General features: G+C 63.1%; 25 protein-coding genes and 1 pseudogene. 14 read left to right on the plus strand and 12 right to left on the minus strand.

The features are described from left to right. Positions 1-47 precede the first annotated feature (47 nt). Positions 48-623, plus strand: coding sequence for a cytochrome P460 family protein (locus ETW23_RS13490; protein WP_134830286.1), 576 nt, complete (start codon positions 48-50; stop codon positions 621-623). Positions 624-736: 113 nt separating this feature from the next. Here ETW23_RS13490 and ETW23_RS13495 read toward each other — a convergent pair whose 3' ends face one another. The 3 genes from ETW23_RS13495 to ETW23_RS13505 all read right to left on the minus strand — a co-directional run bounded on the left by ETW23_RS13495 (position 737) and on the right by ETW23_RS13505 (position 3,217). Beyond that, the gene (locus ETW23_RS13495) at positions 737-1,447 is read right to left on the minus strand and encodes a serine protease (protein ID WP_129370229.1); all 711 of its coding nucleotides are present in this window, start codon (positions 1,445-1,447) and stop codon (positions 737-739) included. Positions 1,448-2,031: 584 nt separating this feature from the next. Beyond that, complete coding sequence (gene arsH / locus ETW23_RS13500) at positions 2,032-2,760, minus strand: arsenical resistance protein ArsH (RefSeq protein ID WP_134830287.1); 729 nt, start codon at positions 2,758-2,760, stop codon at positions 2,032-2,034. Then, positions 2,753-3,217, minus strand: a complete 465-nt coding sequence (locus ETW23_RS13505; RefSeq protein ID WP_129370227.1) for a hypothetical protein — start codon at positions 3,215-3,217, stop codon at positions 2,753-2,755. The genes arsH and ETW23_RS13505 overlap by 8 nt, the downstream gene beginning before the upstream one ends. A 372-nt stretch (positions 3,218-3,589) precedes the next feature. Here ETW23_RS13505 and ETW23_RS13510 point away from each other — a divergent pair, with 372 nt between their 5' ends. Both ETW23_RS13510 and ETW23_RS13515 read left to right on the plus strand, forming a co-directional pair. Continuing rightward, positions 3,590-4,192 carry a thymidine kinase gene (locus ETW23_RS13510; RefSeq protein ID WP_134830288.1) on the plus strand — a complete coding sequence of 201 codons (603 nt, stop codon included), beginning with the start codon at positions 3,590-3,592 and terminating at the stop codon, positions 4,190-4,192. A gap of 65 nt (positions 4,193-4,257) precedes the next feature. After that, entirely contained in the window at positions 4,258-4,515 is a 258-nt protein-coding gene (locus tag ETW23_RS13515) for a hypothetical protein (RefSeq protein ID WP_237456217.1), read from the plus strand. Positions 4,516-4,543: 28 nt separating this feature from the next. On the opposite strand, the gene ETW23_RS13520 is transcribed toward ETW23_RS13515, so the two are convergent. From ETW23_RS13520 to ETW23_RS13535, 4 genes are read right to left on the minus strand one after another with little or no spacing between them, the layout of a single operon-like run. After that, positions 4,544-5,497, minus strand: a complete 954-nt coding sequence (locus ETW23_RS13520) for a D-glycerate dehydrogenase (protein ID WP_134830289.1) — start codon at positions 5,495-5,497, stop codon at positions 4,544-4,546. 1 nt (position 5,498) lies between these two features. Further along, entirely contained in the window at positions 5,499-5,837 is a 339-nt protein-coding gene (locus ETW23_RS13525) for a tRNA-binding protein (RefSeq protein ID WP_134830290.1), read from the minus strand. Beyond that, positions 5,830-6,645, minus strand: a complete 816-nt coding sequence (gene proC / locus ETW23_RS13530) for a pyrroline-5-carboxylate reductase (protein WP_134830291.1) — start codon at positions 6,643-6,645, stop codon at positions 5,830-5,832. Before proC ends, ETW23_RS13525 begins: the two co-directional genes overlap by 8 nt. A 39-nt stretch (positions 6,646-6,684) precedes the next feature. After that, entirely contained in the window at positions 6,685-7,185 is a 501-nt protein-coding gene (locus ETW23_RS13535; RefSeq protein WP_129370222.1) for a YbjN domain-containing protein, read from the minus strand. 428 nt (positions 7,186-7,613) lie between these two features. On the opposite strand from ETW23_RS13535, the gene ETW23_RS25180 reads away from it, so the two are divergent. Further along, positions 7,614-7,769, plus strand: coding sequence for a hypothetical protein (locus ETW23_RS25180; RefSeq protein ID WP_164982705.1), 156 nt, complete (start codon positions 7,614-7,616; stop codon positions 7,767-7,769). Between the two features lie 355 nt (positions 7,770-8,124). On the opposite strand, the gene ETW23_RS13540 is transcribed toward ETW23_RS25180, so the two are convergent. Then, positions 8,125-8,370 (minus strand): accessory factor UbiK family protein, encoded by a 246-nt coding sequence (locus tag ETW23_RS13540; protein ID WP_019296037.1) that lies wholly within the window; start codon positions 8,368-8,370, stop codon positions 8,125-8,127. 97 nt (positions 8,371-8,467) lie between these two features. On the opposite strand from ETW23_RS13540, the gene lgt reads away from it, so the two are divergent. The 5 genes and pseudogenes from lgt to ETW23_RS13560 all read left to right on the plus strand — a co-directional run bounded on the left by lgt (position 8,468) and on the right by ETW23_RS13560 (position 12,726). Beyond that, positions 8,468-9,367, plus strand: a complete 900-nt coding sequence (lgt, locus tag ETW23_RS13545; protein WP_134830292.1) for a prolipoprotein diacylglyceryl transferase — start codon at positions 8,468-8,470, stop codon at positions 9,365-9,367. Continuing rightward, positions 9,364-10,430, plus strand: a pseudogene (locus tag ETW23_RS13550) (class I SAM-dependent methyltransferase). Before lgt ends, ETW23_RS13550 begins: the two are co-directional and overlap by 4 nt. Beyond that, complete coding sequence (gene pgeF, locus ETW23_RS13555; protein ID WP_134830293.1) at positions 10,427-11,182, plus strand: peptidoglycan editing factor PgeF; 756 nt, start codon at positions 10,427-10,429, stop codon at positions 11,180-11,182. The pseudogene ETW23_RS13550 and the gene pgeF overlap by 4 nt, the downstream one beginning before the upstream one ends. A gap of 289 nt (positions 11,183-11,471) precedes the next feature. Further along, a complete protein-coding gene (locus ETW23_RS25185; RefSeq protein ID WP_167738116.1) occupies positions 11,472-11,618 on the plus strand; it encodes a hypothetical protein in 147 nt (48 codons plus the stop codon). Between the two features lie 328 nt (positions 11,619-11,946). Then, on the plus strand, positions 11,947-12,726 hold the full coding sequence (locus ETW23_RS13560) for a Hint domain-containing protein (RefSeq protein ID WP_134830294.1): 780 nt from the start codon (positions 11,947-11,949) through the stop codon (positions 12,724-12,726). 92 nt (positions 12,727-12,818) lie between these two features. Here ETW23_RS13560 and ETW23_RS13565 read toward each other — a convergent pair whose 3' ends face one another. After that, entirely contained in the window at positions 12,819-13,319 is a 501-nt protein-coding gene (locus ETW23_RS13565; RefSeq protein ID WP_027258143.1) for an Lrp/AsnC family transcriptional regulator, read from the minus strand. Positions 13,320-13,559: 240 nt separating this feature from the next. Between ETW23_RS13565 and trxB the strand changes: the two genes are divergently transcribed. From trxB to ETW23_RS13590, 5 genes are all read left to right on the plus strand, one after another. Then, on the plus strand, positions 13,560-14,501 hold the full coding sequence (trxB, locus tag ETW23_RS13570) for a thioredoxin-disulfide reductase (RefSeq protein ID WP_134830295.1): 942 nt from the start codon (positions 13,560-13,562) through the stop codon (positions 14,499-14,501). 6 nt (positions 14,502-14,507) lie between these two features. Continuing rightward, on the plus strand, positions 14,508-14,846 hold the full coding sequence (locus ETW23_RS13575) for a ribonuclease E inhibitor RraB (RefSeq protein WP_129370216.1): 339 nt from the start codon (positions 14,508-14,510) through the stop codon (positions 14,844-14,846). 307 nt (positions 14,847-15,153) lie between these two features. Then, positions 15,154-16,212, plus strand: a complete 1,059-nt coding sequence (locus ETW23_RS13580) for a Hint domain-containing protein (protein WP_134830296.1) — start codon at positions 15,154-15,156, stop codon at positions 16,210-16,212. Between the two features lie 75 nt (positions 16,213-16,287). Continuing rightward, the gene (locus ETW23_RS13585) at positions 16,288-17,967 is read left to right on the plus strand and encodes an adenylate/guanylate cyclase domain-containing protein (protein ID WP_134830297.1); all 1,680 of its coding nucleotides are present in this window, start codon (positions 16,288-16,290) and stop codon (positions 17,965-17,967) included. A gap of 220 nt (positions 17,968-18,187) precedes the next feature. Then, positions 18,188-20,263: a bifunctional sulfate adenylyltransferase/adenylylsulfate kinase gene (locus ETW23_RS13590; RefSeq protein ID WP_129370213.1), complete on the plus strand. Its 2,076-nt coding sequence runs from the start codon at positions 18,188-18,190 to the stop codon at positions 20,261-20,263. Positions 20,264-20,334: 71 nt separating this feature from the next. Here the strand turns inward: ETW23_RS13590 and ETW23_RS13595 are convergent, their stop codons facing one another. The 3 genes from ETW23_RS13595 to ETW23_RS13605 all read right to left on the minus strand — a co-directional run bounded on the left by ETW23_RS13595 (position 20,335) and on the right by ETW23_RS13605 (position 23,776). After that, positions 20,335-21,534 carry a 50S ribosomal protein L11 methyltransferase gene (locus ETW23_RS13595; RefSeq protein WP_247676819.1) on the minus strand — a complete coding sequence of 400 codons (1,200 nt, stop codon included), beginning with the start codon at positions 21,532-21,534 and terminating at the stop codon, positions 20,335-20,337. 215 nt (positions 21,535-21,749) lie between these two features. After that, complete coding sequence (locus tag ETW23_RS13600; protein ID WP_129370211.1) at positions 21,750-22,634, minus strand: PhzF family phenazine biosynthesis protein; 885 nt, start codon at positions 22,632-22,634, stop codon at positions 21,750-21,752. Beyond that, the gene (locus ETW23_RS13605; RefSeq protein WP_134830299.1) at positions 22,634-23,776 is read right to left on the minus strand and encodes a hypothetical protein; all 1,143 of its coding nucleotides are present in this window, start codon (positions 23,774-23,776) and stop codon (positions 22,634-22,636) included. Before ETW23_RS13605 ends, ETW23_RS13600 begins: the two co-directional genes overlap by 1 nt. Positions 23,777-23,850 lie beyond the last annotated feature (74 nt).

Raw genomic sequence — 23,850 nt, forward strand, 5'->3', positions numbered from 1 at the left:
GAACAGCACAACACGACCCGCAGCATTACAACTCAGGGAGAAAGGCCATGAACTTACCGACAAAGATTGCCGCAGGACTTTTGGCACTTGTACCGGCCGGCGCAATTGCCCAGGACTGCCCTGTGGATGGCGACCCCTCGGAACTTGAAGCAGAGGCCGTTGTTAAGATCTACGAATGCATCGAGGCCAAAATGGCCGAAGGCTACGCCAAGAACGGCGATCCGGTCGGCGCTGACTTCCGCTCCTGGCAGGTGACGTCAACCCGGCCGGCCCTTGCCGGCCCGCATGGCGAGCGGTTCCTGCAGACCTTTGCAAACGGCATTGCCGCTGAACAATATCTGAAGTTCGCCGAAGAAGGCTTTGTGATGCCCGCGGGGTCGGTTCTGGCCAAGGAAAGCTTCAAGGTCAAGAAGGGCAACGCCGTTCCCGGTCCGCTGTTCATCATGACCAAGCTGGCCGATGGCGGTGCGCCCGAGGCCGGTGACTGGCTTTATGCAGCCCTCCTGCCCAGCGGCAAGGAAATGAAGATCAAGCAAAGCTTCTGCGCAGGCTGCCACATGAATTGGGAGGATCAGGACAGCCTGGCCTATCCATTGGAAGAGGTCCGCCTCAGCAGCCAGTAACCGCAGGACGGCGTGCTGCAAAAGGAAACAGCCCCGGGGAACCAAACGGGGCTGCTTCGCGTCCTGCCGCTCTTATTCAGCAGCAGGCTATTGGGCCGCAGCGGCGGCTGCGGTCACCCCGCCTGCCGCATCAGCGCCTGCAGCGCATCCCCCAGCGGTGCGGCCAGCGACACCCCCCTGCCCCCCATCCGGGCCTTGGAAGAGATCACCGAGACCAGCTGCGGCGCCCTGCCCGGACGCTTTTGCAGCACGGGTGAACCGGACGCCCCGAAATCGACCCGGCATGTGGTGATCAGCGAGCTTTGCCGCGCCGCAATCACCTGGCAGGCGCTTTGCAGCCGGGGCGAGGTCGCATTGCGGTGCGAATAAGACATCACATCCACCCGCATGCCGCGCTCCGGCGCTGCGGCCAGCACCAGCGGGCGGATCACATTTGCACTGATCGGGCTGTCCAGACGCAGCACAGCAATGTCTGTTCCGGTTTGAAACTGGCCGGTCCGGCCATGCCGGTAGCCCGGATGGACAACAGCCTTGACCACTTGGCGCGACGCCTTGGCGCGGCGGCCGTTCAGACCTGCCTCAAATTTGATACTCCGCGGGTTCACGGCCCGGCCACTACGGATGTCATACATGCAATGGGCCGCCGTCAGCACCATATCCGGCGCGATCAGGCTGGCCGTGCACATGGCTTTGCCACCGATGTTCAGGCGCCCCACGGCCTCCCAACCCGGCACAGATTGCACCCGGGCCGCCTGCCCGGCCACGGCCGCTGCAGTACTGAAACCTATCAAGACTGCGGCGGCAATTCCCAGTAATTGTCTCATGACCCACTCCATTTTCCCACATCGCTATGGTCGGTGAGCCCTGAGGCTGGAATGCGGCTTGCTGCGGTGCCGCGCGGGCAGAAATATGCGCAGAATGAGACAGAATTAACAAAACCTTAACGCGCTGTCTCTGTGCCGGGACCGAAGCTCCCGAACCCCTTATTTACTTAACGGGCGCCTGCGATTTTTATAAAAACCCCTAAAAACAAGGGAAAATCCGCTGGGTTTCGTTAGGAAGAAAATTCAGGTTTTCCCCCGTTTCCATGCGGTTTCCAGCGCAGGCGGTAACTTCACGGCCCGATTGCGGCGGAAATGAGCCTTAACAATTGCCTAAACGCCAGGGGGAAGGCCGCCCAATTGCTTAACCGCACACCACACTAAATGCGGGAATAAGGTTTCCAAGCCACCGCAATGCCTGTGCCGTTCGCTTACCCGCTTGCCCGTTTGCCTGTCTGCCTGTCTGCCTGTCTGCCTGTCTGCCATCCTGCGACGTGCCGGTGATACCGGTCATCTGAAACAATAAAGCCCCGGCAGCAGAGCCGGGGCTTAGGTTTGTCTGCAGACAAGGGCATACTGCCCGCAGGCTACTTCTGCGAGACCCGCTGATGCACCTCTTGAGCGCTCTCCAGCCGCTCCGAATAGCGGTCGGTCAGGTAATCCTTGCGGCCCCGCACCAGCCAGGTGAATTTCACCAGCTCTTCCATCACATCCACCAGACGGCGGTAGAACGGGCCTTCCGGCAGGCGCTCTCCCTCCCCGAACTCCAGCCATGCCTTGGGGATCGAGCTTTGGTTCGGGATGGTCAGCATCCGCATCCAGCGGCCCAGGATGCGCATCTGGTTGACTGCGTTAAAGCTTTGCGAGCCGCCCGAGACCTGCATAACCGCCAGCGTCTTGCCCTGCGTGGTGCGGATGCCGCCCTGCAGCGACAGCGGCAGCCAGTCGATCTGCAGCTTCATGATACCGGTCATCGCGCCATGGCGCTCCGGGCTGGACCAGACCATCCCCTCGGACCAGACTGCCAGATCGCGCAGCTCTGCCACCTTGGGGTGCTCCGCCGCACCCGCATCATCCGGCAGCGGCAGACCGGAAGGGTCGAAAATCCGCGTCTCGCAGCCCAAGGCCTGCAGCACCCGCGCAGCCTCCTCAGCCGCCTTGCGGGAATAGCTCACCGCGCGCAGGGAGCCGTACAGCAGCAGAATGCGCGGCGCGTGGCGCGGATCGCCAGGTGCCACCAGCGCGTCCACGTCAATCGGATGCAGCTCACTTTCCGCAATGGCAGGCAGGCTGCCCCCGTCACCGGTCTCAGGCACTGTCTTCCTCCAGGTGCAGCTTCATATCCAGCAGAACCTGCTGCAACAGCACCGTTTCCCTGAGCAGCCGCTTGGCCTCGTTCACGGTGATAATGCCATCTTCCATCGCTTCCTGGTATTCGCTCATCAGCTGGGCAAACCGCTGGCTCAGCGCAATCACATCCGCATTCACACCGCCGCTGCGCCCGGTCTCCTCGGCAGAGCCGTTGCCGTTGTAAGACAGGGTGATGTTCTTCAGCTCCGCCAGCGCCGAGGTCACATGCGGATAAGACGCAGCACTTTCCAGCTTGGCCACTGCATCCACCGGCATGAACCGGTCTGTGTGTTCGGCATTGTCCGAGTAATAGCGCCCCAGTGTTGCCTTGGACTTCCCCGTGATCTGGCAGGCGGCTTCGATGCCGACATCCTTTACCAAAGCTTCGGTGTGTTTCTTCAGATACGACCCGATTTCAGCCATTTAAATCCTACCTGGCTTGACCGCCGCCCCCATGGGGAACGAACCGGTTAATTTCCCATTTCTGTCTTGTAGAGGAATTGCGATACCTTATCCATCCCTCAGGTTTTCAGGGATTTAGCGAGTGGGTTGATGCAATTGGCATCAGTTGTTCAGTGCAAAGCGGAACGGGGTGAGTGACGTTCCGCTGTTAGGGTAATTGGTCTGCCCGGTACTTGGGCTCTCCGGGGCATTCGGCTTGGCCGTTTTAGGGATTTGTTCCTCCCTGGCCATACCCGCCCCGGTGAGCCTTCCCGCCACGGCGTTACATCCACCCCTAAAAACCGGCACGAATCCGGTTTTCCCCGCAAGCCGGGACGGGTAAACCCCGGCCCCATGGCCAAGCTCTATTTCAACTACTCCACCATGAACGCGGGTAAATCGACGGTGCTGTTGCAGGCGTCGCATAACTACCGCGAAAACCATATGGATACCTACCTGCTGACCGCCCGGCTGGATGACCGCGCCGGCGAGGGTAGAATCGCCTCGCGCATCGGCATCGGCGAAGCAGCGGATATGTTTGCCGCGGGCGACGACCTTTACACCCGCATTGAACAGCGTCTGGCACGCGGCCCGGTGGCGGCGATCTTTGTCGATGAAGCGCAGTTCCTGACGCCCGATCAGGTCTGGCAGCTGGCCCGCGTTGTCGATGATCTGCGGGTGCCGGTGCTGGCCTACGGCCTCAGGGTGGATTTCCAGGGCAAGCTGTTCCCCGGCTCCGCCACCCTGCTGGCGCTGGCGGATGAAATGCGCGAGGTGCGCACCATCTGCCACTGTGGCAAAAAAGCCACTATGGTGGTCCGCCAGGACAATCAGGGCCGGGTGCTGACCGAGGGCGACCAGGTGCAGATCGGCGGCAATGAGACCTATGTTTCGCTGTGCCGCCGCCACTGGCGCGAGGCGGCGGGCGATCTGCGCAGCGGCAAAACGGCCGAGTAAGCCGCCCGAAACAATCTGCCGCGATCTGTGCTATACTCTTTGGACCATTTCCAAAGGAGGCCGTCATGACAAACCACGCCCCTCTGGGCGACCCGCTGGCCGGCAAGCTGCGCTTTCACCTGTCCATCATGATTGGCGCCTGCATCGCCGGGGCAGCCGTCATCACCGCATTTGTGCTGGGGTACTACTCAGTCAGGGCCATTCTGGTCTGCGCCGCCATCGGTGCCATCCTGGCCTGGCCGGCAGGCACCTATGCCACCCGCAGGATCAAGCGTGACGATCCCGCCTGGGACCACCGCCGGGACAAGCCCAAAGACGCCTGAGCCGGAACGCGGCTCAGGCAGACATGTTTCAGACCCGGTTGGGCAGCGCCGCGCCATTCAGATAGGCTGCGACATTGTCCAGCGCCATATGGCCCATATCGCTGCGCACCTCTTCGGTGGCGGTGCCCAGATGCGGCAGCAGAGTGGCGTTATCCAGATCGATCAGCGCCTGCGGCACCTTGGGTTCGAACTCATAGACATCCAGCCCGGCACCGCCGATTTGGCGGTTCTGCAGCGCGTCGATCAGCGCCGCCTCCTCGACCACTTCACCACGGGCGATGTTGATCAGATGGGCGTGGGACTGCATCGCGCCCAGAACCTCGGCGTTGATCAGATGCGTGGTCTCAGCGCCGCCCGGCACCGCCACAACCAGAAAATCCACCTGCCCCGCCAGATCAATCAGGCTGCCGGCGCGGTCTGCCGGGAAGTCCAGATCCTTCGCCGAACGCGCCACGTAGGACACATCCATGCCAAAGCCGAAATGGCAGCGCCGCGCAATTGCCTGGCCGATGCGGCCCATACCGGCGATGCCGACGCGCTTGCCAGTCGCGTGCAGCCCCAGCATCTGGGTCGGATGCCAGCCCGCCCAATCACCCTTGCGCAGCATCCGCTCGCCCTCCGAGGCACGGCGCGCAGACATCAGGATCAGCGTCATCGCAATATCGGCGGTGGCATCAGTCACTGCCCCCGGCGTGTTGGTCACCTCGACCCCTGCCGCGCGGGCGGCCTCCACGTCGATATGGTTGTAGCCAACACCGAAATTGGCCAAGAGCTTGCAGCGGGGCGTGCCCGCCTTGGCAAAGATCTCAGCCGTGAACTTGTCGCCCAGCGTCGGCACGACGATGTCGAATTCCGCCAGGGCGCGCAGCATCTCTGCCTCATTCATCACCGCGTTGGTTTCACGGATTTCCAGATCACCAAACGCCTCCCGCGCCCGTGCCGTGACCGCTGCCGTCATCGGCCGCGCAATCCAGATTTTCATCTCAGTGCATCCTCCCGCCCAGCGGGACCTTTCCATCAGGCCCGGCCAGGAATATCTCTCCGTTTTCATCCGGCAGGCCCAGAACCAGGATCTCTGACATGAACGTGCCGATCTGCCGCGGCGGGAAGTTTACGACGGCCAGAACCTGCTTGCCCACCAGCGTTTCCGGCATGTAATGCGCCGTAATCTGCGCTGAGCTCTTTTTTACGCCAATATCCGGCCCGAAATCGACCCAAAGCTTGATTGCCGGCTTGCGCGCCTCGGGAAACGGCTCGGCACGGATGATTTCACCGGCGCGGACGTCGACCTTCAGAAACTCGTCAAAAGTGATCTCAGCCACGCGACAACTCCTTTGAACGTTCCGTGGCCGCAGCCACAGCCCGGTTCAGCAGCGCCGGGAAACCGTCGTCATCATCCATCAGCACCTCCAAAGCTGCCTGGGTGGTGCCGTTCGGGCTGGTCACATTGATGCGCAGCTGGCTGGGGCTTTCCTCTGCCGCCTCCGCCAGCGCGCCGGCGCCCGCAACAGTCGCCTTGGCCAGCTTCATCGCCAGGTCCGCCGGCAGCCCCTGTGCCTCGCCCGCGACTGCCAAAGTCTCAATCAGGTGGAACACATAGGCGGGGCCCGAGCCGCTGACGCCGGTGACGGCATCCATTTGGCCCTCATTCTCTAGCCGCACAACCTGCCCGACGGCTTGCAGCAGCCCCTCGGCACGGTCCAGATCCGCATTATTGGTGTGTGCATTGCCGATAATCGCGGTGATTCCGCGCCCGACAGCTGCAGGTGTATTCGGCATCGCCCGCACGATCGGCGACTGCGCCCCCAGAACGTCCTCAAAGGTGGCAATCGAGGTGCCCGCGGCAACGGAAATGAACAGGGTTGCGCCGTTGCCGTAGCTTTGCAGCACCGGCAGCGCGGCGCCCATCATCTGCGGCTTGACGGCAATCAGCACGATGCCCGGCGCCGTGGGCAGCTCTGCGTTGATGTGCACCCCAGTGCCCTGCAGCCAGTCCGAGGGGTGCGGGTCAATCACCCAGACCGACGCCGCGGGCAATCCGCCCTCCAGCCATCCGGCCAGCATCGCCGATCCCATCTTGCCGCAGCCCAGCAGTACCAGCCCGCGCGCGGCGATCTCTTGCATATCCATCTTAAGCCCCTCCCCTAAATCCCAGGTTCAGGGCAAGGTTTACGCCCGCCCGTATGCCTCTGCAATGGCGACCTGCATCGCGTCCTGGGTGCTGCGCTTTCCCCAGACTGCCAGCTGGATTGCCGGGTAATAGCGCTCGGCATTGGCCACCGCGGCTTTCAGCATTGCATCAATCTGCTGCGGGCTGGCCATCTGGCCGCCGGACAGCATCAGCCCATAGCGGAACAGCATCAGCTTGTGATCCGCCCAATAGGTAAAGGAGCCTTCCCAGCACTGGTCGTTCATGCTGTTGATCAGCTCATAGAGCCGCGGCAGCTCGGCCTCCGGGGGTTCCATTTCAAAGCTGCAGACCAGCCGCAGGCATTCCTCATAGCCCGACCAGGCCAGCGTCAGCGAATAGGTGCGCCACTGCCCCTCGACCGACATGGCAATCTGGTCATCACCAACCCGGTCAAAGTCCCAATCATGGTGCGACGCCAAATGCTCGACGATGTCTATGGGGTGGATGTCTTCTTCCAAGTGAAGCTCGGATAGTGCCATTTTGCCACCTCTCTCTTTGCCTAGCTTACCGGGCACAGAGTTTCCCTATAGCTAGTTTATTCTGCTACGGGCCGGGGACGCATCCCCGCTCCCATACAAGATATGGTGGGGTTGAATTGATGATCTGGCAACCCTTATTTTGGGGATATCTGCAATAACTTGTGGATGAACTATCCACAGCCCCCTAGATGCCGGCCTCTGCGTAGCATTTAAAATCCAGAATTGAAACTGCTTCCTGTACGGTCTCCGGCCGGATCACGCACCGGACAATTCCACCCGGCCCAGCATCACCCCGGCTGATTGCTCTCTTGCAAAACCATGCGTGCGTTCGACCGGCCTCCCGCTGCACAAATTAAGCATTTACAATGCGTATTTATTCTTTTAGGTGTTTCTTTATTCACCGCGCTTACCCATTAAGGAGCCGCCCCATGACACTGTCCGAAGCATTTCTGTGGCCTGGAACCAAAGTCTGTGAACGCCTGGGCGTCGACCCGGAGGGCGAAGCCGGCCTCATCCGCTGGATGGTCAACACGCTTGTCTATCTGACCGTAAGCTTGATTGCCGTTTGGATCATTTCGGTCTGACCGCAGCCGGCACGGTCCATCGCGAGCACAGCCCCGAAGTTCTGCATCGCGAACAAACCGGGCCACAAGGCATGAAGCTTCAGCGACTGCTTCACCCGCGGCCCGGCCGAACGCTTATCGGAACGCGGCCCCCGCACAGTTCGTGATCCCGGACCCGGCCAACCAGCCGTGCTTCGCTGTCCAGCTCGCGCCGCACCTTCCGCAAAGGCGGTGCGGTTTCCGGCCCAGCATGCGTAAAGCGGCGCATGCCCCCCCTGCGTCACCGCAGATCTGCTATGCGCGTTCACCATGGCACAAAAAAGCCCGCCGCAGCATCTCGCCGCAGCAGGCTCATTCTCAGGCCAGCACCGCCCGGTTATTTCTGCGCGGCCTCCAGCGCATCCAGCCGCGCCTTCAGCGCCTCATTCTCCTCGCGCGCTTTCTGTGCCATGGCGCGCACCGCGTCAAACTCCTCGCGGGTGACGAAATCACGGTCGGCCAGCCAGCGGTCGATCATGCTTTTCAGCGCGGTGTCCGCCTCGTCCTTGGCGCCCTGGGCCACGCCCATCGCATTGGTCATCAGCTGGGAAATATCGTCCAGGATCTTGTTGCGGGTCTGCATGCTCTTCTCCGTCTCAGGGCTGACTCCTATATGGGGAAGCGGGCGCGCGGCTGCAAGCCGTTGACTTCCCCCGAAGACCAGAGGCATTCAGACGCATATGCAGGCCATGATCCAATTCCCCGACCTTTCGCCCGAGATTTTCTCGATCTCCCTCGGCTCATTTGAGTTCGCCCTGCGCTGGTATGCGCTGGCCTATATCACCGGGATCGTCATTGCCTGGCGGCTGGCCGTCGCGGCCCTGCGCCGTCCTGGGCTGTGGCCCGCGCAGCAGCCGCCGATGAAGCCGCAGCAGGTCGAGGATCTGCTGACCTGGATCATCCTCGGCGTGATCCTGGGCGGGCGCCTGGGTTTTGTGCTGTTCTACCAGCCCGCCTATTACCTGGCGCATCCGGCTGAGATCCTGAAGATCTGGCTGGGCGGCATGGCCTTTCACGGCGGCCTGCTCGGCGTGGTTCTGGCGACGCTGATCTATGCCGCGCGCCACAACATCCCGAAACTGCAGATCGCCGATCTGGTTGCCCATACCGTGGCACCGGGCCTGCTGCTGGGACGGCTGGCCAACTTCATCAATGCGGAGCTTTGGGGGCGCCCCACCGATCTGCCTTGGGGCGTCGCCTTCCCCGGCCCCGCCGCGCAGGACTGCGGCCAGGCGCTGGGTCAGCTTTGCGCCCGCCACCCTTCGCAGCTGTATGAGGCAGGGATGGAGGGGCTGATCCTCGGCGCCCTGCTCTTGTACCTCGCCTGGCGCCGCAATGCGTTTCACACCCCGGGCCGCCTGCTGGGCGTGTTCCTCGCGGGCTACGGCCTCGCCCGTTTCATAGTTGAGTTCTTCCGCCAGCCGGATGCGCAGTTCGTCTCTCCCGGCAATCCGCTGGGGTTGGCCTGGCATATCGACGGCTTCGGGATCACCCAGGGCCAGGCGCTGTCGCTGCCGATGATCGCCATCGGCCTCTGGTTCCTGCTGCGCGCCGGCCATGCCGCCCGGAGCCCGGCATGAGCCTGGCAGATCACCTTGCCGCCCGCATCCAGGCGGATGGCCCGATGTCTGTTGCCGCCTATATGGGGGAGTGCCTGCTGCACCCGCAGTATGGCTATTACACCACCCGTGACCCCTTGGGCGCCAAGGGAGACTTCACCACCGCGCCGGAAATCAGCCAGATGTACGGCGAACTGATCGGCCTCGCCCTGGCCCAATGCTGGCTTGACCAAGGCGCCCCGGCCCCCTTCACGCTTGCCGAACTGGGACCGGGCCGCGGCACCCTGATGGCGGACCTCTTGCGCGCCACCCGCGGCGTGCCGGGGTTCCATGCGGCGATGCAGATCAAACTGATCGAGGCCTCCCCGAAACTGCGCAGCACCCAAGCCAGGACGCTGGAGGCATACGCCCCGAATGGCTGAACTCTGCGGACGCCCTGCCGGACCAGCCGCTACTGCTGGTAGCCAACGAATTCTTTGATGCCCTGCCCATCCGCCAATTCATCCGCAGCGGCGGTAGCTGGAGCGAACGGCGCATCGGCCTGACAGACGGCAGGCTGGCCTTCGGCCTCAGCCCCGCCGCGCCGCAGCCCGCCCTGGATCACCGCCTGCAAGACACCCAGGAGGGCGATTTGGTTGAAATTTGCGACGCCGCCGCCCCCGTCACCCAGGCCATCGCATCCCGAATCGCTGCCCATGGCGGCGCGGCTCTGATCGTGGATTATGGCGACTGGCGCGCCCTTGGCGATACCCTGCAAGCCTTGCGCGCGCATAAACCCGCTGATCCGCTGCTGGCTCCCGGCGAGGCCGACCTGACCGCCCATGTGGATTTCGAGGCGCTGGCAATAGCCGCCAAAACCGCCGGTTGCGCCTATACTCGCCTCACCCCGCAGGGAGTGTTTCTGGAGCGTCTCGGCATCACTGACCGCGCCCGCGCCCTGGCCGCGCCGCTGCAGGGTGAGCCGCTGGACTCCCTGATCGCCGCACATCGGCGGTTGACGCACCCCGATGAAATGGGAAACCTGTTCAAAGTGCTCGGCCTCTATCCCTCGACGGCCGCTCCTTTGCCAGGATTGAACCCATGACGCTTGAAATTCTCACGTCCGATCTGCTTGGCCCGGTGCGGCACGGCTTTTTCACCCGCAGGGGCGGCGCCTCCTCGGGCATCTACCACGGGCTGAACTGCGGCCTGGGCTCCACCGATCAGCGCGAAGCAGTGCAGATCAACCGCGCCCGCGTGGCCGCCGCGATGGAGGTGCCGCCCGAGAACCTCAGCGCCGTGCATCAGGTCCACAGCGCCGATGTGCTGGTGGTCACAGAACCCTCGCAGGACCGCCCCCGCGCCGATGCCATGGTCACCAATATACCTGGTTTGGCGCTGTCGATACTGACCGCCGACTGCCAGCCGGTGCTGTTTTGCGACCCCGAGGCCGGCGTCATCGGCGCCGCCCATGCGGGCTGGCGTGGCACTCTGGACGGGGTGCTGGAGGCCACGCTGGAAGCAATGGAGGGCCTCGGCGCCCGGCGCGAGGACACGGCGGCAGTGATCGGCCCCGCGATCTCGCAGCGCGCCTATGAGGTCGGCCCTGAGTTCTTTGAAAATTTCGTGATGCAGGACGACGGCTACGCCCGGTTCTTTGCCAATGGCGAAGGCGGCCGCTACCTGTTCGACCTGCCGGGCCTGGGCTTGCACAAACTGCGCCAGGCCGGTGCAGGCATGGCCGAATGGACCCGTCACTGCACCTACTCCGAGCCTGAGAAATTCTACTCCTACCGCCGCGCGACCCACGCGAAAGAGGCCGACTACGGCCGCCTGATCTCCTGCATCAGGCTTTAAGGCTCCGTTAACCAGGGAAATTGTGGCGAATTTTATTAAATTTCGCCGCATTCCTTACCTTCCGCTGCGGCACCCCCGCAGCAAGATGGTAATTTCTTATTCCTCTCCAGCACCTTAACCACAACCTCACCAGGCGGACTGATACCGTGCGCCGCTGCGGCGCACGGGTGAAATTGCCCGTATCCGGTCATATTCGCGGCGCAAAGGTTACTCATAAAAAGGTCAGAACAACACTAGCAGCAGCCGCCCCGCATCCAGGCCGGCTGCCCGGCGAAGGACAGACCAGACCATGAAGATGAACAAGCGTTTTGTTGCCTCCATCATCCGCTCCGCCAAGAGCGAGACCGTGACTCTGCCTTGGGCCGCCGCGCGCCGCCGCGATGGCCAGACTTGCAGCCAGCCCCGCAGCCGGGCCGCAAAGCAGAAACTGGGTTAACGCCGGGGACGGGTGCCCTGCCGGCGGCCTCCCCTGGCGCAAACGCGCCAGCCCGGCCAGCCGCCGTCAGGGCACCCAACCGGTCTAAGCAAACGCCGGCGGTCGCTTGACGCTTCCTTAGCCGAATCGTCTTAACTCCGCTCCGGCCTGCCGCCGGAACCCGCCCGCAACGGTGTAAGGACCGGCCTGATGTTAACCAGTTTGCTTCAGATTTTTTGACAATTAGAATTAAATCCCGCCATTTAGAGCACATACATAACGTTCAAGCACGTCTGTGTTGCCGGTGGGGGCCGATGCAAGCGGGCAGTTTGAAAGGAAAGGTGGCAGCATGACCATCGCCCACTCGCTGCAGAAAGCTGCAGCCAATGCAATTGAAGCCAATGCGTGCCTGCAGGATCCGGCAGCGCTGCGCAGTGCAACCAAGCCGCAATTGCGGCGCTATGAGGTCAGCAGCCTCCTGCCCAGCGGTGCGATTTCCGAAACCCGCCACATTGCGCCTGCCCTGCCGCTGTTCGAAGACGCCTTTTGCGCATTTTCCCGCGGCTCATTGGTGGAAACCGCCAACGGCCCGGTTGCCATCGAAGACCTGTTGCCCGGCGATGACATCCTGACCAGCGGCGGCGGCAGCCAGCCGCTTGTCTGGATCGGCCACACCAGCATTCTGCCCGCACGCCCCGGAAGCCGCGGCCGCAGCCACCGCCTGACCAGCTTCATGGCCGACAGCCTGGGCCTGCAAAAACCGGCTTCCAGCCTTGTTGCCGGACCTGCGGCACGGCTGCTGCGCACCCCGCCGCATCTGCAGAGCGCGGACAGCGGACAGCTGCTGACCCCGGTTGCGGAGTTCCAGGACGGAATGAGCATCTTTGAAACCGCCCCGCCGACGCCGGTGGACATGTACCACCTCTGCCTGCCGCATCACGCAGCAATCACCATAGGCGGGCTGGAATTTGAGACCTACCATCCGGGGCCGGATGCGCTGAAACTGGCCAGTTACGCGATCAAGACACTGTTTCTGAACATGTTTGCCCATGCCGACAGCATCCGGGACTTTGGCCCGCTGGCTTATTCCAGGGCCGGCAGCAACAGATCCAGCCCGGCCGTTCTGTAAGCTGAAGGGGCACCTGACGGCCCCGCAATACACAACAAAGCCGGGCACGCTGCTGCCCGGCTTTTCATGTCAGACCGCTGCGTGTTCGCACCTTATGCCTCGCGGGCCAGCCGCTCTTCCAGCACCTCAAACGGCACACCCGGTTCATCCTTGGCGCCGCGGATCACCAGCGAGGTCTTGACGCTGGCCACATTCGGCGTGGTCAGCAGATCGCCGGTCAGGAAGCTTTGGAAGGTGCTGAGATCCGGTGAGACGCATTTCAGAATGAAATCCACCTCGCCGTTCAGCATGTGGCACTCGCGCACCAAGGGCCAGCTGCGGCATTTCTCCTCAAAGGCGCTCAGCTCCACCTCGGCCTGGCTTTCCAGCCCCACCATGGCAAAAACCTGCACCTCGAACCCCAGCTCGCGGGAATTCACATCGGCGTGGTAGCCGTGAATCAGACCGGCCTCCTCCAATGCGCGCACCCGGCGCAGACAGGGCGGCGCCGAAATGCCGACCCGCTTGGCCAGCTCCACATTGGTCATCCGCCCATCGGCCTGAAGCTCCGACAGAATCTTGCGATCGATCGGATCAAGGCGGGTTGTGACCATGTTCAATGCTCCTGTGGAATTTGCGTTTCTTATAGCACCGCCGCCGGGCCGCGCAATAATGTTTCATCGCCGCGCAATATTCTTTGCACCCCAAAGGCGCAAGCCGCAATGCGCGCCTCCCCGGCAGATTTGCACCCCGCCGCATGCTAAGCCTTGGGGGTTTAAGCCCGCGGTCCCTACCGCTATATGCAGTGTCTGACGGCGGCACGCCCGCCAGGCTGCATTACGTGGGGAACACACATGAGCGAGACGCGCCACACCAAGGTTCTGATCATCGGCTCCGGGCCTGCAGGCTATACCGCAGGGGTCTATGCCGCCCGTGCCATGCTGGAACCGGTTCTGGTTCAGGGCATTGAGCCCGGCGGCCAGCTGACCACCACCACCGAGGTCGAGAATTACCCCGGCTTCACCGAGGTGCAGGGCCCCGACCTGATGATCAAGATGCAGGAGCACGCCCAGGCGATGGGCTGCGAGGTCATCGGCGACTATATCACCTCGCTCGATGCGTCCGCGCGCCCGTTTGTGGCCAAGGCCGACAGCGGCACAACCTTCACTGCCGATGCGGTGATCCTGGCGACAGGTGCCCGTGCCAAATGGCTGGGTCTGGAATCGGAAGAAAAATTCAAAGGTTTCGGCGTCTCCGCCTGCGCCACCTGCGACGGCTTTTTCTACCGCGGTCAGGAGATCGTGGTGATCGGCGGCGGCAACACCGCCGTGGAAGAGGCGCTGTTTCTGACCAATTTCGCCTCCAAGGTGACCCTGATCCACCGCCGCGACGAGCTGCGCGCCGAGAAGATCCTGATCGACCGCCTGATGAAAAACGACAAGATTAAACCGCTGTGGTTCCACACCCTGGAAGAGGTCGTGGGCACCGAAAACCCGCTGGGGGTTGAGGGCATCGTGGTCAAGAACGTGCAAACCGGCGAGTTAAAGGAAATCCCCTGCAAAGGCGTCTTTGTCGCCATCGGCCACGCCCCCGCCAATGAGCTGGTCAAGGACGTGCTGGAGCTGCACAACGGCGGCTATGTCCAGGTCAAACCCGGCTCGACCGAAACCTCGATTGCCGGCATCTTTGCCGCTGGCGACCTCACCGACCACAAGTACCGCCAGGCGGTCACTTCAGCCGGCATGGGCTGCATGGCAGCACTGGACGCCGAACGCTTCCTGGCTGAGCAGGAGTAGGCCCGGATGCCGCATGATTTCGAAACCCAGCGGGCCGGAACTGTTGCGGCGTTCAACGATCTGCGGGCCGAACACGGCCTGCCCGAGGCGGCGGACGTTGATTACTTCTTTGTCCCCGCCCGCGACGGCGCTGACTGGCAGCCCCTGGCCGAGGAACTCAGCCGCGAGGGCTACAGCTGCAGCTGGGTCAGCGCAGAGAACACCGAAGACGGCACCCCCTGCCTGATCGCCACCCTGCCGGAGCAGATCATTTCCGCCACCGGCATCTGGATCGGCGAGGAAGTGGCCACCCGCGCTGCCCTGTCCCACGGGTTCGCACCGGACGGCTGGGGGCTGGAGGGCTGAGCCTGCCCGCGCAAGGCTGAAACTCAGCCAACCCGTTTAGCTTTACCTTTGGCCGGCAGTAAGGACCGCAGGCCCGGCGCGGCCATGCAGCGCGGCCGCCTGCGCCGGTTCGCCGCAGGCCATAATCAAGCAAACAAACCTCTGAAATGCATGATTAAAACAGCATTTCACACGTGACCGCACTTAGCCAAACAGGCATCGAAAAATTCATCTGCCTTTCTGCGGCGCCTTAACCCGGCATTAGACAAAACACCGCAAAACCCTCGCGAAAGCGACTGCACCTCAGATCGTTCTGCCGGGGGCCGAAATGGCGATACGAACTTTAAGCGCGTTCAATGCGGACGCTTTTACCGTCGATGACGGCTCCCCCCATATGACGCCGGGCAGCTCGATCATCAACAATTCGGACACCCCCGTTGGCACGGTTTTCATCTATGATTCCAGCTACGCCATTGAACAGGTCACTCTCGACGACACTGCCGGCGATGCTGATACGATGGAGGATGACCAGTCAGGCGGCCATACCATCGTCGATGGCGGCTCCATGGTGGCCAGCGGCACCCCGGTCGAGGCCGAATCGCACCACTACGTGCAACAGCTTGATGCCGGCGGCAATCCGTTCGGCCCGGTCATCACCATCACCGTGTTTTCCCGGAACGGCGTCACGCAGGATGTTTGGGGGTTTTCCACCGATACCCCGCTGAAGGACGGCGCGCGGTACCAGAAAACCTCCGGCAGCAATACCGGCACCTCCCAATACGACAGCTTTGTGCCTTGTTTCGTGACCGGCACCGCCATCTGCACCGACCAGGGTCTGCGCCCGGTGGAACGGTTGCGCCCCGGCGACCGGGTGCTGACCCGCGACAATGGTTTTCAACCGGTTCTTTGGGTTGGCATCCGCCGGATCGGGCCTGACTGGATGCAGGCCTGCCCGCATCTGCAGCCGGTGCGGGTTGCAGCCGATGCCTTTGGCCCCGGCCAGCCTGCCCAGGATCTTTGGATCTCGCCGCAGCACCGGCTGCTGCTGAAAGGCGCCGCCTGCCAGATGCTGTTCGAAGAGCCGGAGGTGCTTTCTGCAGCCGCCCACCTGCAGGCGCATCCGGGCGTCGCCAGGCAGCCGGTTGCCCGGACCACTTATGTGCACCTGCTGTTCGAGCGCCATCAGGCGGTGTTCTCAAACGGTCTCTGGACCGAAAGCTTCCAGCCCGGCAGCCAGCTTCTGGACGGCGGCGCTGCCGCCGCGAGGCAGGAGATCCTGGCGCTGTTCCCCGATCTCGCACTGGCCGGAGGCAGCGGCTACCCTGCCGCCCGCAGGGTTTTGAAACAAAAGGAAAGCCGCCTGCTGGCAGACCGGCCCCCGGTGTAAACGCGGTGCTGCCTTGACCGGCGCGCATGCCCGCCGCAGTCTGCACCCCGGAAACCGCGAAACAGGAGGACCGGGGTGGCAAGCGCACTCTGGCAAGGCAATTGGATCAGCCGCACCCGGATCATCACCGGGCTGGTGCTGCTTACCTATGCCTTCTTCCATTTCATAAACATCGGCCTGGGGCTGTTGTCGCCCGAATGGATGGATGACTTCCAGGACATCCGCCAGCTGATCACCCGCAGCCGGGCAGGCGGCCTGATCCTTTATGCCTCGCTGATCCTGCACGCGGGCCTTGCCTTGTGGAACCTGGCCCGCCGCCGCAGCCTTAGGATGCACTTTGGCGAGGGGTTGCAAACCCTGCTGGGCCTGCTGATCCCGCTGCAGCTGCTCAGCCATCTGGTGTTCACCCGCTATGCGCATGAAATCTACGGCGTCAACGATGAATACCCTTATCAAATCGTGCTGATGTGGGCCTCCCCTGAGGTTTGGCAGCAAAGCGCGCTGCTGCTGGCGGTATGGATCCACGGCTGCATGGGCCTGCACTACTGGCTGCGCCTGACCCGCTGGTGGCGGCCGCTGATCCCCTGGATGGCCGGGCTGGCGGTCTTTGTCCCCGGCTTTGCCCTAGCAGGTCTTCTGACCGAAGGGCGCCGCATCTACGACCTGTTTACCGAAGGCAGCCGGCGTGCCGGATTGATGGCGGATTTCAACTGGCCCAGCCGCGAGGATTTTGCCGAACTGGTCCAGGCCGACAGCCGCTGGTTCACCGGTTTCCTCATCCTTTTGGGACTGACATCGGCGGCCCATCTGCTGGCCCGGCTGCTGCGCCGCCGCCGGGCGGTGCAGATCCGCTATGCCTTCGGCCCCGAAATCCGCGCCGAACGCGGCATGACCCTGCTGCAGATGTCCCAGGCCAACGGGGTCCAGCATACCTCGCTCTGCGGCGGCAAGGGGCGCTGCACCACCTGCCGGGTGGTGGTGGACGAAGGCGGCGATCACCTGCCGCCGCCCGCCCCGCCCGAGGCCCGCAGCCTGGAACGGGTCAAAGCCCCCGCCAACATGCGGCTGGCCTGCCAGATCCGGCCAGAGGCGCCGCTGACCGTCACCCGCATGTTCCGCCCCGACGGGCAAAAGGGCCGCGCCCATGCCAGCCAGGGCAGTGAACAGCAGCTTGCCATTCTGTTTTTGGACATGCGCGGCTTTACCGCCCGCACCGCCGGCCAGCTGCCCTATGACGTGGTGTTCCTGCTCAATCGCTTCTTTGACGCCATCGTGCCCGCCGTCACCGGCGCCGGTGGCACCGTGGACAAATACCTTGGCGACGGCCTGCTGGCTTTGTTCGAGGCCCGCTCCCCCGCCCGCTCGGCCCAGGCCGCATTGGACGCCGCCACCGCCATCGGCCATGCGCTGCAGGACTTCAACGCCCAGCTGGCAGCAGATGGCGAACCCGAGATCCGCATTGGTATCGGCATCCATCTGGGCGAGCTGGTTCTGGGCGAAATCGGCAGCGCCGGCCATGCGCCGCGCACCATCATCGGCGGCAGCGTCAACACCGCCAGCCGGCTGGAGGCCAAGACCAAGGATCTGGGCGTCGAGCTGCTGATATCAGCCCGCGTGCTGGAAGCCGCCGGGTACGACTCGGATCATCTGGCGCTTGAGGCCTTTGAGCTGCGCGGCGTTGCCGAACCGCTTCAGGCCCTGCCCGTGGCCTTTGCTGCTGCCCTGCCGCGGACCCTGGCCGCAGAACAGCGTTAAGCCGGCCGCAGCCTGCGCAAAACACCTGTCCCTCACTGTCTGCCCTGCCGGACAGGCGGCCCGCATCAGCCCGCCCAAGGCGGATAACCTGCCGTCCGCCCTGCCCCGTTGCAGCAAAACAACGCAGCAGAAAATCGCCAATCCTTCGGAATTTGCACTTTGCTTTGCTGACAAACCATGCAATGCGTTCACGCGTGAACACACTTTGATCCGTTGAGCCGTGCCAGAAACCCAGACCATATCCACCCCTGACGAGGAAGATCTGCTCTTCCGGCTCCTGCGCCAGCTTGATGCGGCGCCGGATGCTTCGCAGCGGGCCACGGCTGCGGCGCTGGGGATTTCGCTAGGCGGGCTGAACACGCAATTGCGCAGTGCCGCCGAATCCGGCCTGATCACCATCAGCAGCCGTTCCGGCCCCGACAAGCGCCAGCGGTTTGCCTACTCACTGACCACCCGGGGCGCGGTGGAAAAAATGCGTCTCACCGATCAATTCCTCGCCCGCAAGCTCGCAGAATACAACGCGCTGCACGCGGAACTTACAGGCGCGGCAAGCGGCCTTCCCCCTCTCAAACACAGGACTCATCCTATGCAAAGCAACCTGGCTCCCATCCCAGAGCTCTATGTTTCCTACGAAAGCGCGCAGAAACTGAAGGTCGAAGCAGCCGGCCTGACCAGCTGGGACCTGTCCCCGCGCCAGATCTGCGACCTGGAACTTCTGATGAACGGCGGCTTTAACCCGCTCAAAGGGTTCCTGTCGGAAGACGACTATAACGGTGTTGTCGAGAACATGCGCCTGGCCGACGGCTCTCTGTGGCCGATGCCGGTCACCCTGGATGTGTCCGAAGACTTTGCCGGCAGCATCGAAATCGGCCAGGACATCGCCCTGCGCGACCAGGAAGGCGTGATCCTGGGCACCATGACCGTCACCGACCGCTGGGAGCCGAACAAATCGCGCGAAGCGGAGAAGGTGTTTGGCGCCGACGACGATGCGCACCCGGCTGTCAACTACCTGCACAACCAGGCCGGCAAGATCTACCTCGGCGGTCCGGTCACCGGCATCCAGCAGCCCGTGCATTATGACTTCCGCGGCCGCCGCGACACCCCGAACGAGCTGCGCGCCTATTTCCGCAAAGTCGGCTGGCGCAAAGTGGTTGCGTTCCAGACCCGCAACCCGCTGCACCGCGCCCACCAGGAGCTGACCTTCCGCGCCGCCAAGGAAGCCCAGGCCAACCTGCTGATCCACCCGGTTGTCGGCATGACCAAACCGGGCGATGTGGACCACTTCACCCGCGTACGCTGCTACGAGGCCGTGCTGGACAAATATCCGGCTGCCACCACCTCGATGTCGCTGCTGAACCTGGCCATGCGCATGGCCGGCCCGCGCGAAGCTGTCTGGCACGGCCTGATCCGCGCCAATCACGGCTGCACCCACTTCATCGTTGGCCGCGACCACGCAGGCCCGGGCAAGAACTCGGCTGGCGAAGACTTCTACGGTCCCTATGATGCCCAGGAGCTGTACCGCGCCAACCAGTCCGAAATCGGCTGCGAAATGGTCGATTTCAAGCACATGGTCTATGTGCAGGAGCGCGCCCAGTACGAGCCGAACGACGAGATTGCAGATCGCGACAACGTCACCATCCTGAACATCTCCGGCACCGAACTGCGCCGCCGTCTGGCCGAAGGCCTGGAAATCCCCGAGTGGTTCTCCTTCCCCGAGGTTGTGAAGGAACTGCGCCGCACCAAGCCGCCGCGCTCCAAGCAGGGTTTCACCGTGTTCTTCACCGGCTTCTCCGGTTCCGGCAAATCCACTATTGCCAACGCGCTGATGGTCAAGCTGATGGAAATGGGCGGCCGCCCGGTGACCCTGCTGGATGGCGACATTGTGCGGAAAAACCTCAGCTCCGAGCTGGGCTTCTCGAAAGAGCACCGCGATCTCAACATCCGCCGCATCGGTTATGTGGCGTCTGAGATCACCAAGAACGGCGGCATCGCAATCTGTGCCCCGATCGCGCCTTATGCCACCACCCGCCGCGCCGTGCGCGAAGACGTCGAAGCCTTCGGCGCCTTTGTCGAAGTGCATGTTGCCACCACGATCGAGGAGTGCGAACGCCGCGACCGCAAGGGCCTGTACAAGCTGGCGCGTGAAGGCAAGATCAAGGAGTTCACCGGCATTTCCGACCCCTACGACGTGCCGCAGAACCCCGAGCTGTCGGTTGAGACCGAAAACGTCGACGTCGACAACTGCGCCCACCAGGTGCTCTTGAAGCTGGAAAGCATGGGTCTGATCTCCGGCTGATCCGGACAGCCTGAAGAAACAAGAAAGCGGCCCGCCCTTTGGCGGGCCGCTTCCGTTTCCCGTCAGCCTGCTTAGTGGTAAGACTGCGCCTGATTGCCGGAACCTTTAGCAATCTGCGGAGCCTGGACCGCACTTTCCGCTGGGGTTATCCGGTCGCGGACGCGCAGAGTGTACCCGCCCTTGCGTGCCCCGGTCACCCACAGGGCAGCAGATTCCGCATCCCCGGCGCGGGGTGCCAATCCCTGCACCGACAGGCTCAGTTGCGACGCGTCATGCTGCGCGGTCACCCGCAACTGCGCGCCGGCCTCCGCAAACACCGGCTGATCCAGCAGAAACGCCGTCCGCCCCCAATGGCCGCCGGACTGCAAGCCGTTTGACACCAAAATGCCGGGGGCCAGTTCCATCTCAAAACTGACAAAGACCGCATGGATGGTGCCGGCGCCTGCACAGACGAGATCTTTGGCGGCCCGCGCCGGGTTAATGTCCGGCCGGGTGAAATCAAATTGAAACAGGTCCTTTGCCATCCCCAAAGGCCGCAGCGCACAGGTTTCCAGATCATTCGGCGTCAGCTGGGCAACGCGCGCAAAGGGGTGAAAGGCGCTCAGATCAAAGCCCTCCGCCTCCTGCGGCCGCCACAGATCCAGCAGCCCGCTGCATTCCACCGGTTGCGCTTTCAACGTTCCCCGTTCAGGCACCGCCCGCGCATCCGGTTTGGCCAGCGCTCCCATGGCATGGGTCAGTGTCGCCAGCGCCCCCTCACCCAGCAATACAGTATCGACGATCTCTGAGATCACCACATCCGCTTGCTCCGGCATATCCTCGCCTATGACAATATCGTGGGACCATTTCGGAATGACCGTGATCCGGCTGCTCAGCCCGTTATCCGCGATAACCTGCTCCGCTGCCCTGGCAATCAGCGGCTGCTGCTCGCAGGTGTAGACATGTTTTGCCCCGGCCCGTGCTGCCAGCATTGCCGTAAGACCCGCACCGCAGCCGATATCCAGCACCACATCCCCCGGCCGCACCTTGGCCGCGATGGCCTGGGCATAGGCCCGGTTGCGGGCCTTGTCCGCAAGCATCGGGAAATGCCAGCGGGGCACAAACGCCTGATGCAGCCGCTCCTGCAGCACCTGCGCTTCGTGGTGGCAGGGGTCTGCCGCCAGCGCGTCCGATAGGATATGCGATGTCCGGATGCCGCCGTCGCCCAGGGATTCGGATTTTGCCAGCCGGACCAGCCTCTCTGCTTCTTTTGTGTCCGGATGCCGGCGCAATTGAGGCGGTTGGGGCGTCTGATTTTGAAGCAATTCTTACTTTCCCTATTTTGAGGCAAATGCGGTTTTTTGAGACTATCCGCCATGCGCCTCTAAAATTCGGTAAAGGAAAAGCGCTTGCTGCCCGCCCCGCAGGGCCATGGCCGCCGCCGTGCCGTTATGGCGCCGGACCCGCAGCTGGATCCGCCAGGAAGCGCCTGCAGATCCCCTGAAACCTAAACGGTGTCCGGCAAATCCACCGTGCCGCGCATCAGCACAAAGCCTTCGCCCGCCACCTGCACGCCCTCAATCGCATCCGCAGACCCGATCCGCACCACCCGTGCCTGGCCGGGACGGCCAAGGCCATGGCCCTGCTCGGCGGTAAACTCAGACCTTTCCATCAGCCCGTGGCGCCACAGATACGACGCCATGGCGCCGGTCGCGGAGCCGGTAAAAGGGTCCTCCGGCGGGCTCGGCGGCGCCATAAGCAGGCGCGAAAACGTATCACCGGCCTCTGTCGCGCCCTCCAGCACCACCAGAAACGGCTCCATCATGTCGATGCCATCGGCACCCAGGGAATTGCCCAGCGCTGCCAGCGCCTCCAGGTTCAGCTCTGCCGCCTCCAGGGCCGCGCGGTCGCGCAGGACCGTCACGCAGAACGGCAGCCCGGTCGAAACCTTCTGCGGGCGGCCCATGATCGCCTCTACCGGCAGCGACACCGCCGCCGCCACCAGCGCGGGATCGGCAAAGGGGCCGAATTCAGGCGCCACCTGGGTCATCGAAATCAGATCATCCTCCAGCGTCACCGGCACAATCCCCGCCCCGGTTTCCAGCGTGATGCTGTCCCCGGCGATCAGCCCCCGGTCCCGCATCGCCGCCACCGTCGCAATTGTCGGATGACCGGCAAAGGGGATTTCGCGGCTGGCCAGGAAATACCGCACCTTCACATCCGCCGCGTCGGACGGGCCAGTGAACGTGCATTCCACCAGCGAGGTCTCCCGCACGAAAGCGGTGCAGACAGACTCGGGCAGATGTGCCGCCCCATGCACCACCGCGCAGCCATTGCCGCCAAAAGCGCGGCCCGAGAAGGCATCCACCCAGTCAAAATTGAAGTCTGTCATCACGCGTTCCTCCGCCGCATTTGCGCAATATAGGCCTTTGCAGCCCCCGGTGTCTTGCGCAGTTCCATGACCTGCGCCTCGAATGCGCTCAAGCCGGTGCCGAATGTATCCTGAAATGCCTGATCCCAGCTCTTGCCGGTGCTAAGCTGCCTCCAGAACCCAAACAGGGCATCCTCGCCATGTATCCGGGTCAGAATATGCACTGCAAAATGCGAAAAGTCATAGTCGCCTTCGGTACGGACCGTCCTAGGTGCCCGCATTGCCTTTAGGTTTTGCGTCGATTTCAGGGACGCATCCTGCAGCTCGGACAGACCCGGCGCGCGCAGGCGCAAGGCCTTCTTGCCAAATCGCGCCGCCACCAGCTCGGCGCTGCCCTCCACCAGCCAAGAGGGCCCCATCCGGCGCCGCACCGCCGCCCCGTTGAACCCTTCTACGCGGGCACCGCCCAGTTCCGCCTGCACCAGATGCATGTATTCATGCGCCATCATTGCCCCCAGCCATTTGCGCGAGCGTTTGAGCCAGGCCTTGTCCGCCTGATGCGGATTGTCCCAGCAGATATACATGAATTTCAGATAGGCCGCCCCCGCGACGCCAAAGGGTTTGTTGCAATGGGCGGCAATAGATGCATCCGGGTTGAACCGGGCGCTGGACATCTGGCCGAGCAGACGGCGCACATAGGTTTGAACCGTCTTGGTATTTCCTGCAGCGGCGATGCCGATATTGCCGGCTAGAACGATACCGTATTCCCTGTCCATGAACCGCAGGGTCCGTTCATAGGCCTGCCGGACACCTTTTTCCGCGTTCGGCGAATCTGCCAGAACCTGGACCGGCGCCGCTGACGGCAGGTGCTTTTCCAACCCGGATTTCAGCGCCGGCAGCTCCCTGCACCAATGGATCGCGGTTTTCTGCGTCAGCGCAGGCAGGCCCGCCAGATGCCCGGCCTTTGCCGCGGCGGGTATCTGCCGCAGGGACGTCCAGGCGCGCAGTGTGGCCTGCGACAGCACCCCGTCACGGCGGCCGGGATCATATCCCAGATCCGCCAGCTGCCCCTGCACGCATTTGACAAACGGATCGGCAGCAGCGGGAGCGGCCAGCAGGGCAAATCCCAAAGCAGCTGCGATCGGGCGGATTGCTCGGAACATCAAATGCGCCTTCCTTGAACCTGGTGTCTTCAAAACAATTCAGGCCCCCAAAATGGGAGCCTGCTGTTGGGAAA

Origin of the sequence: Leisingera sp. NJS201 (assembly GCF_004535885.1) — a bacterium.
Lineage (GTDB): Bacteria > Pseudomonadota > Alphaproteobacteria > Rhodobacterales > Rhodobacteraceae > Leisingera.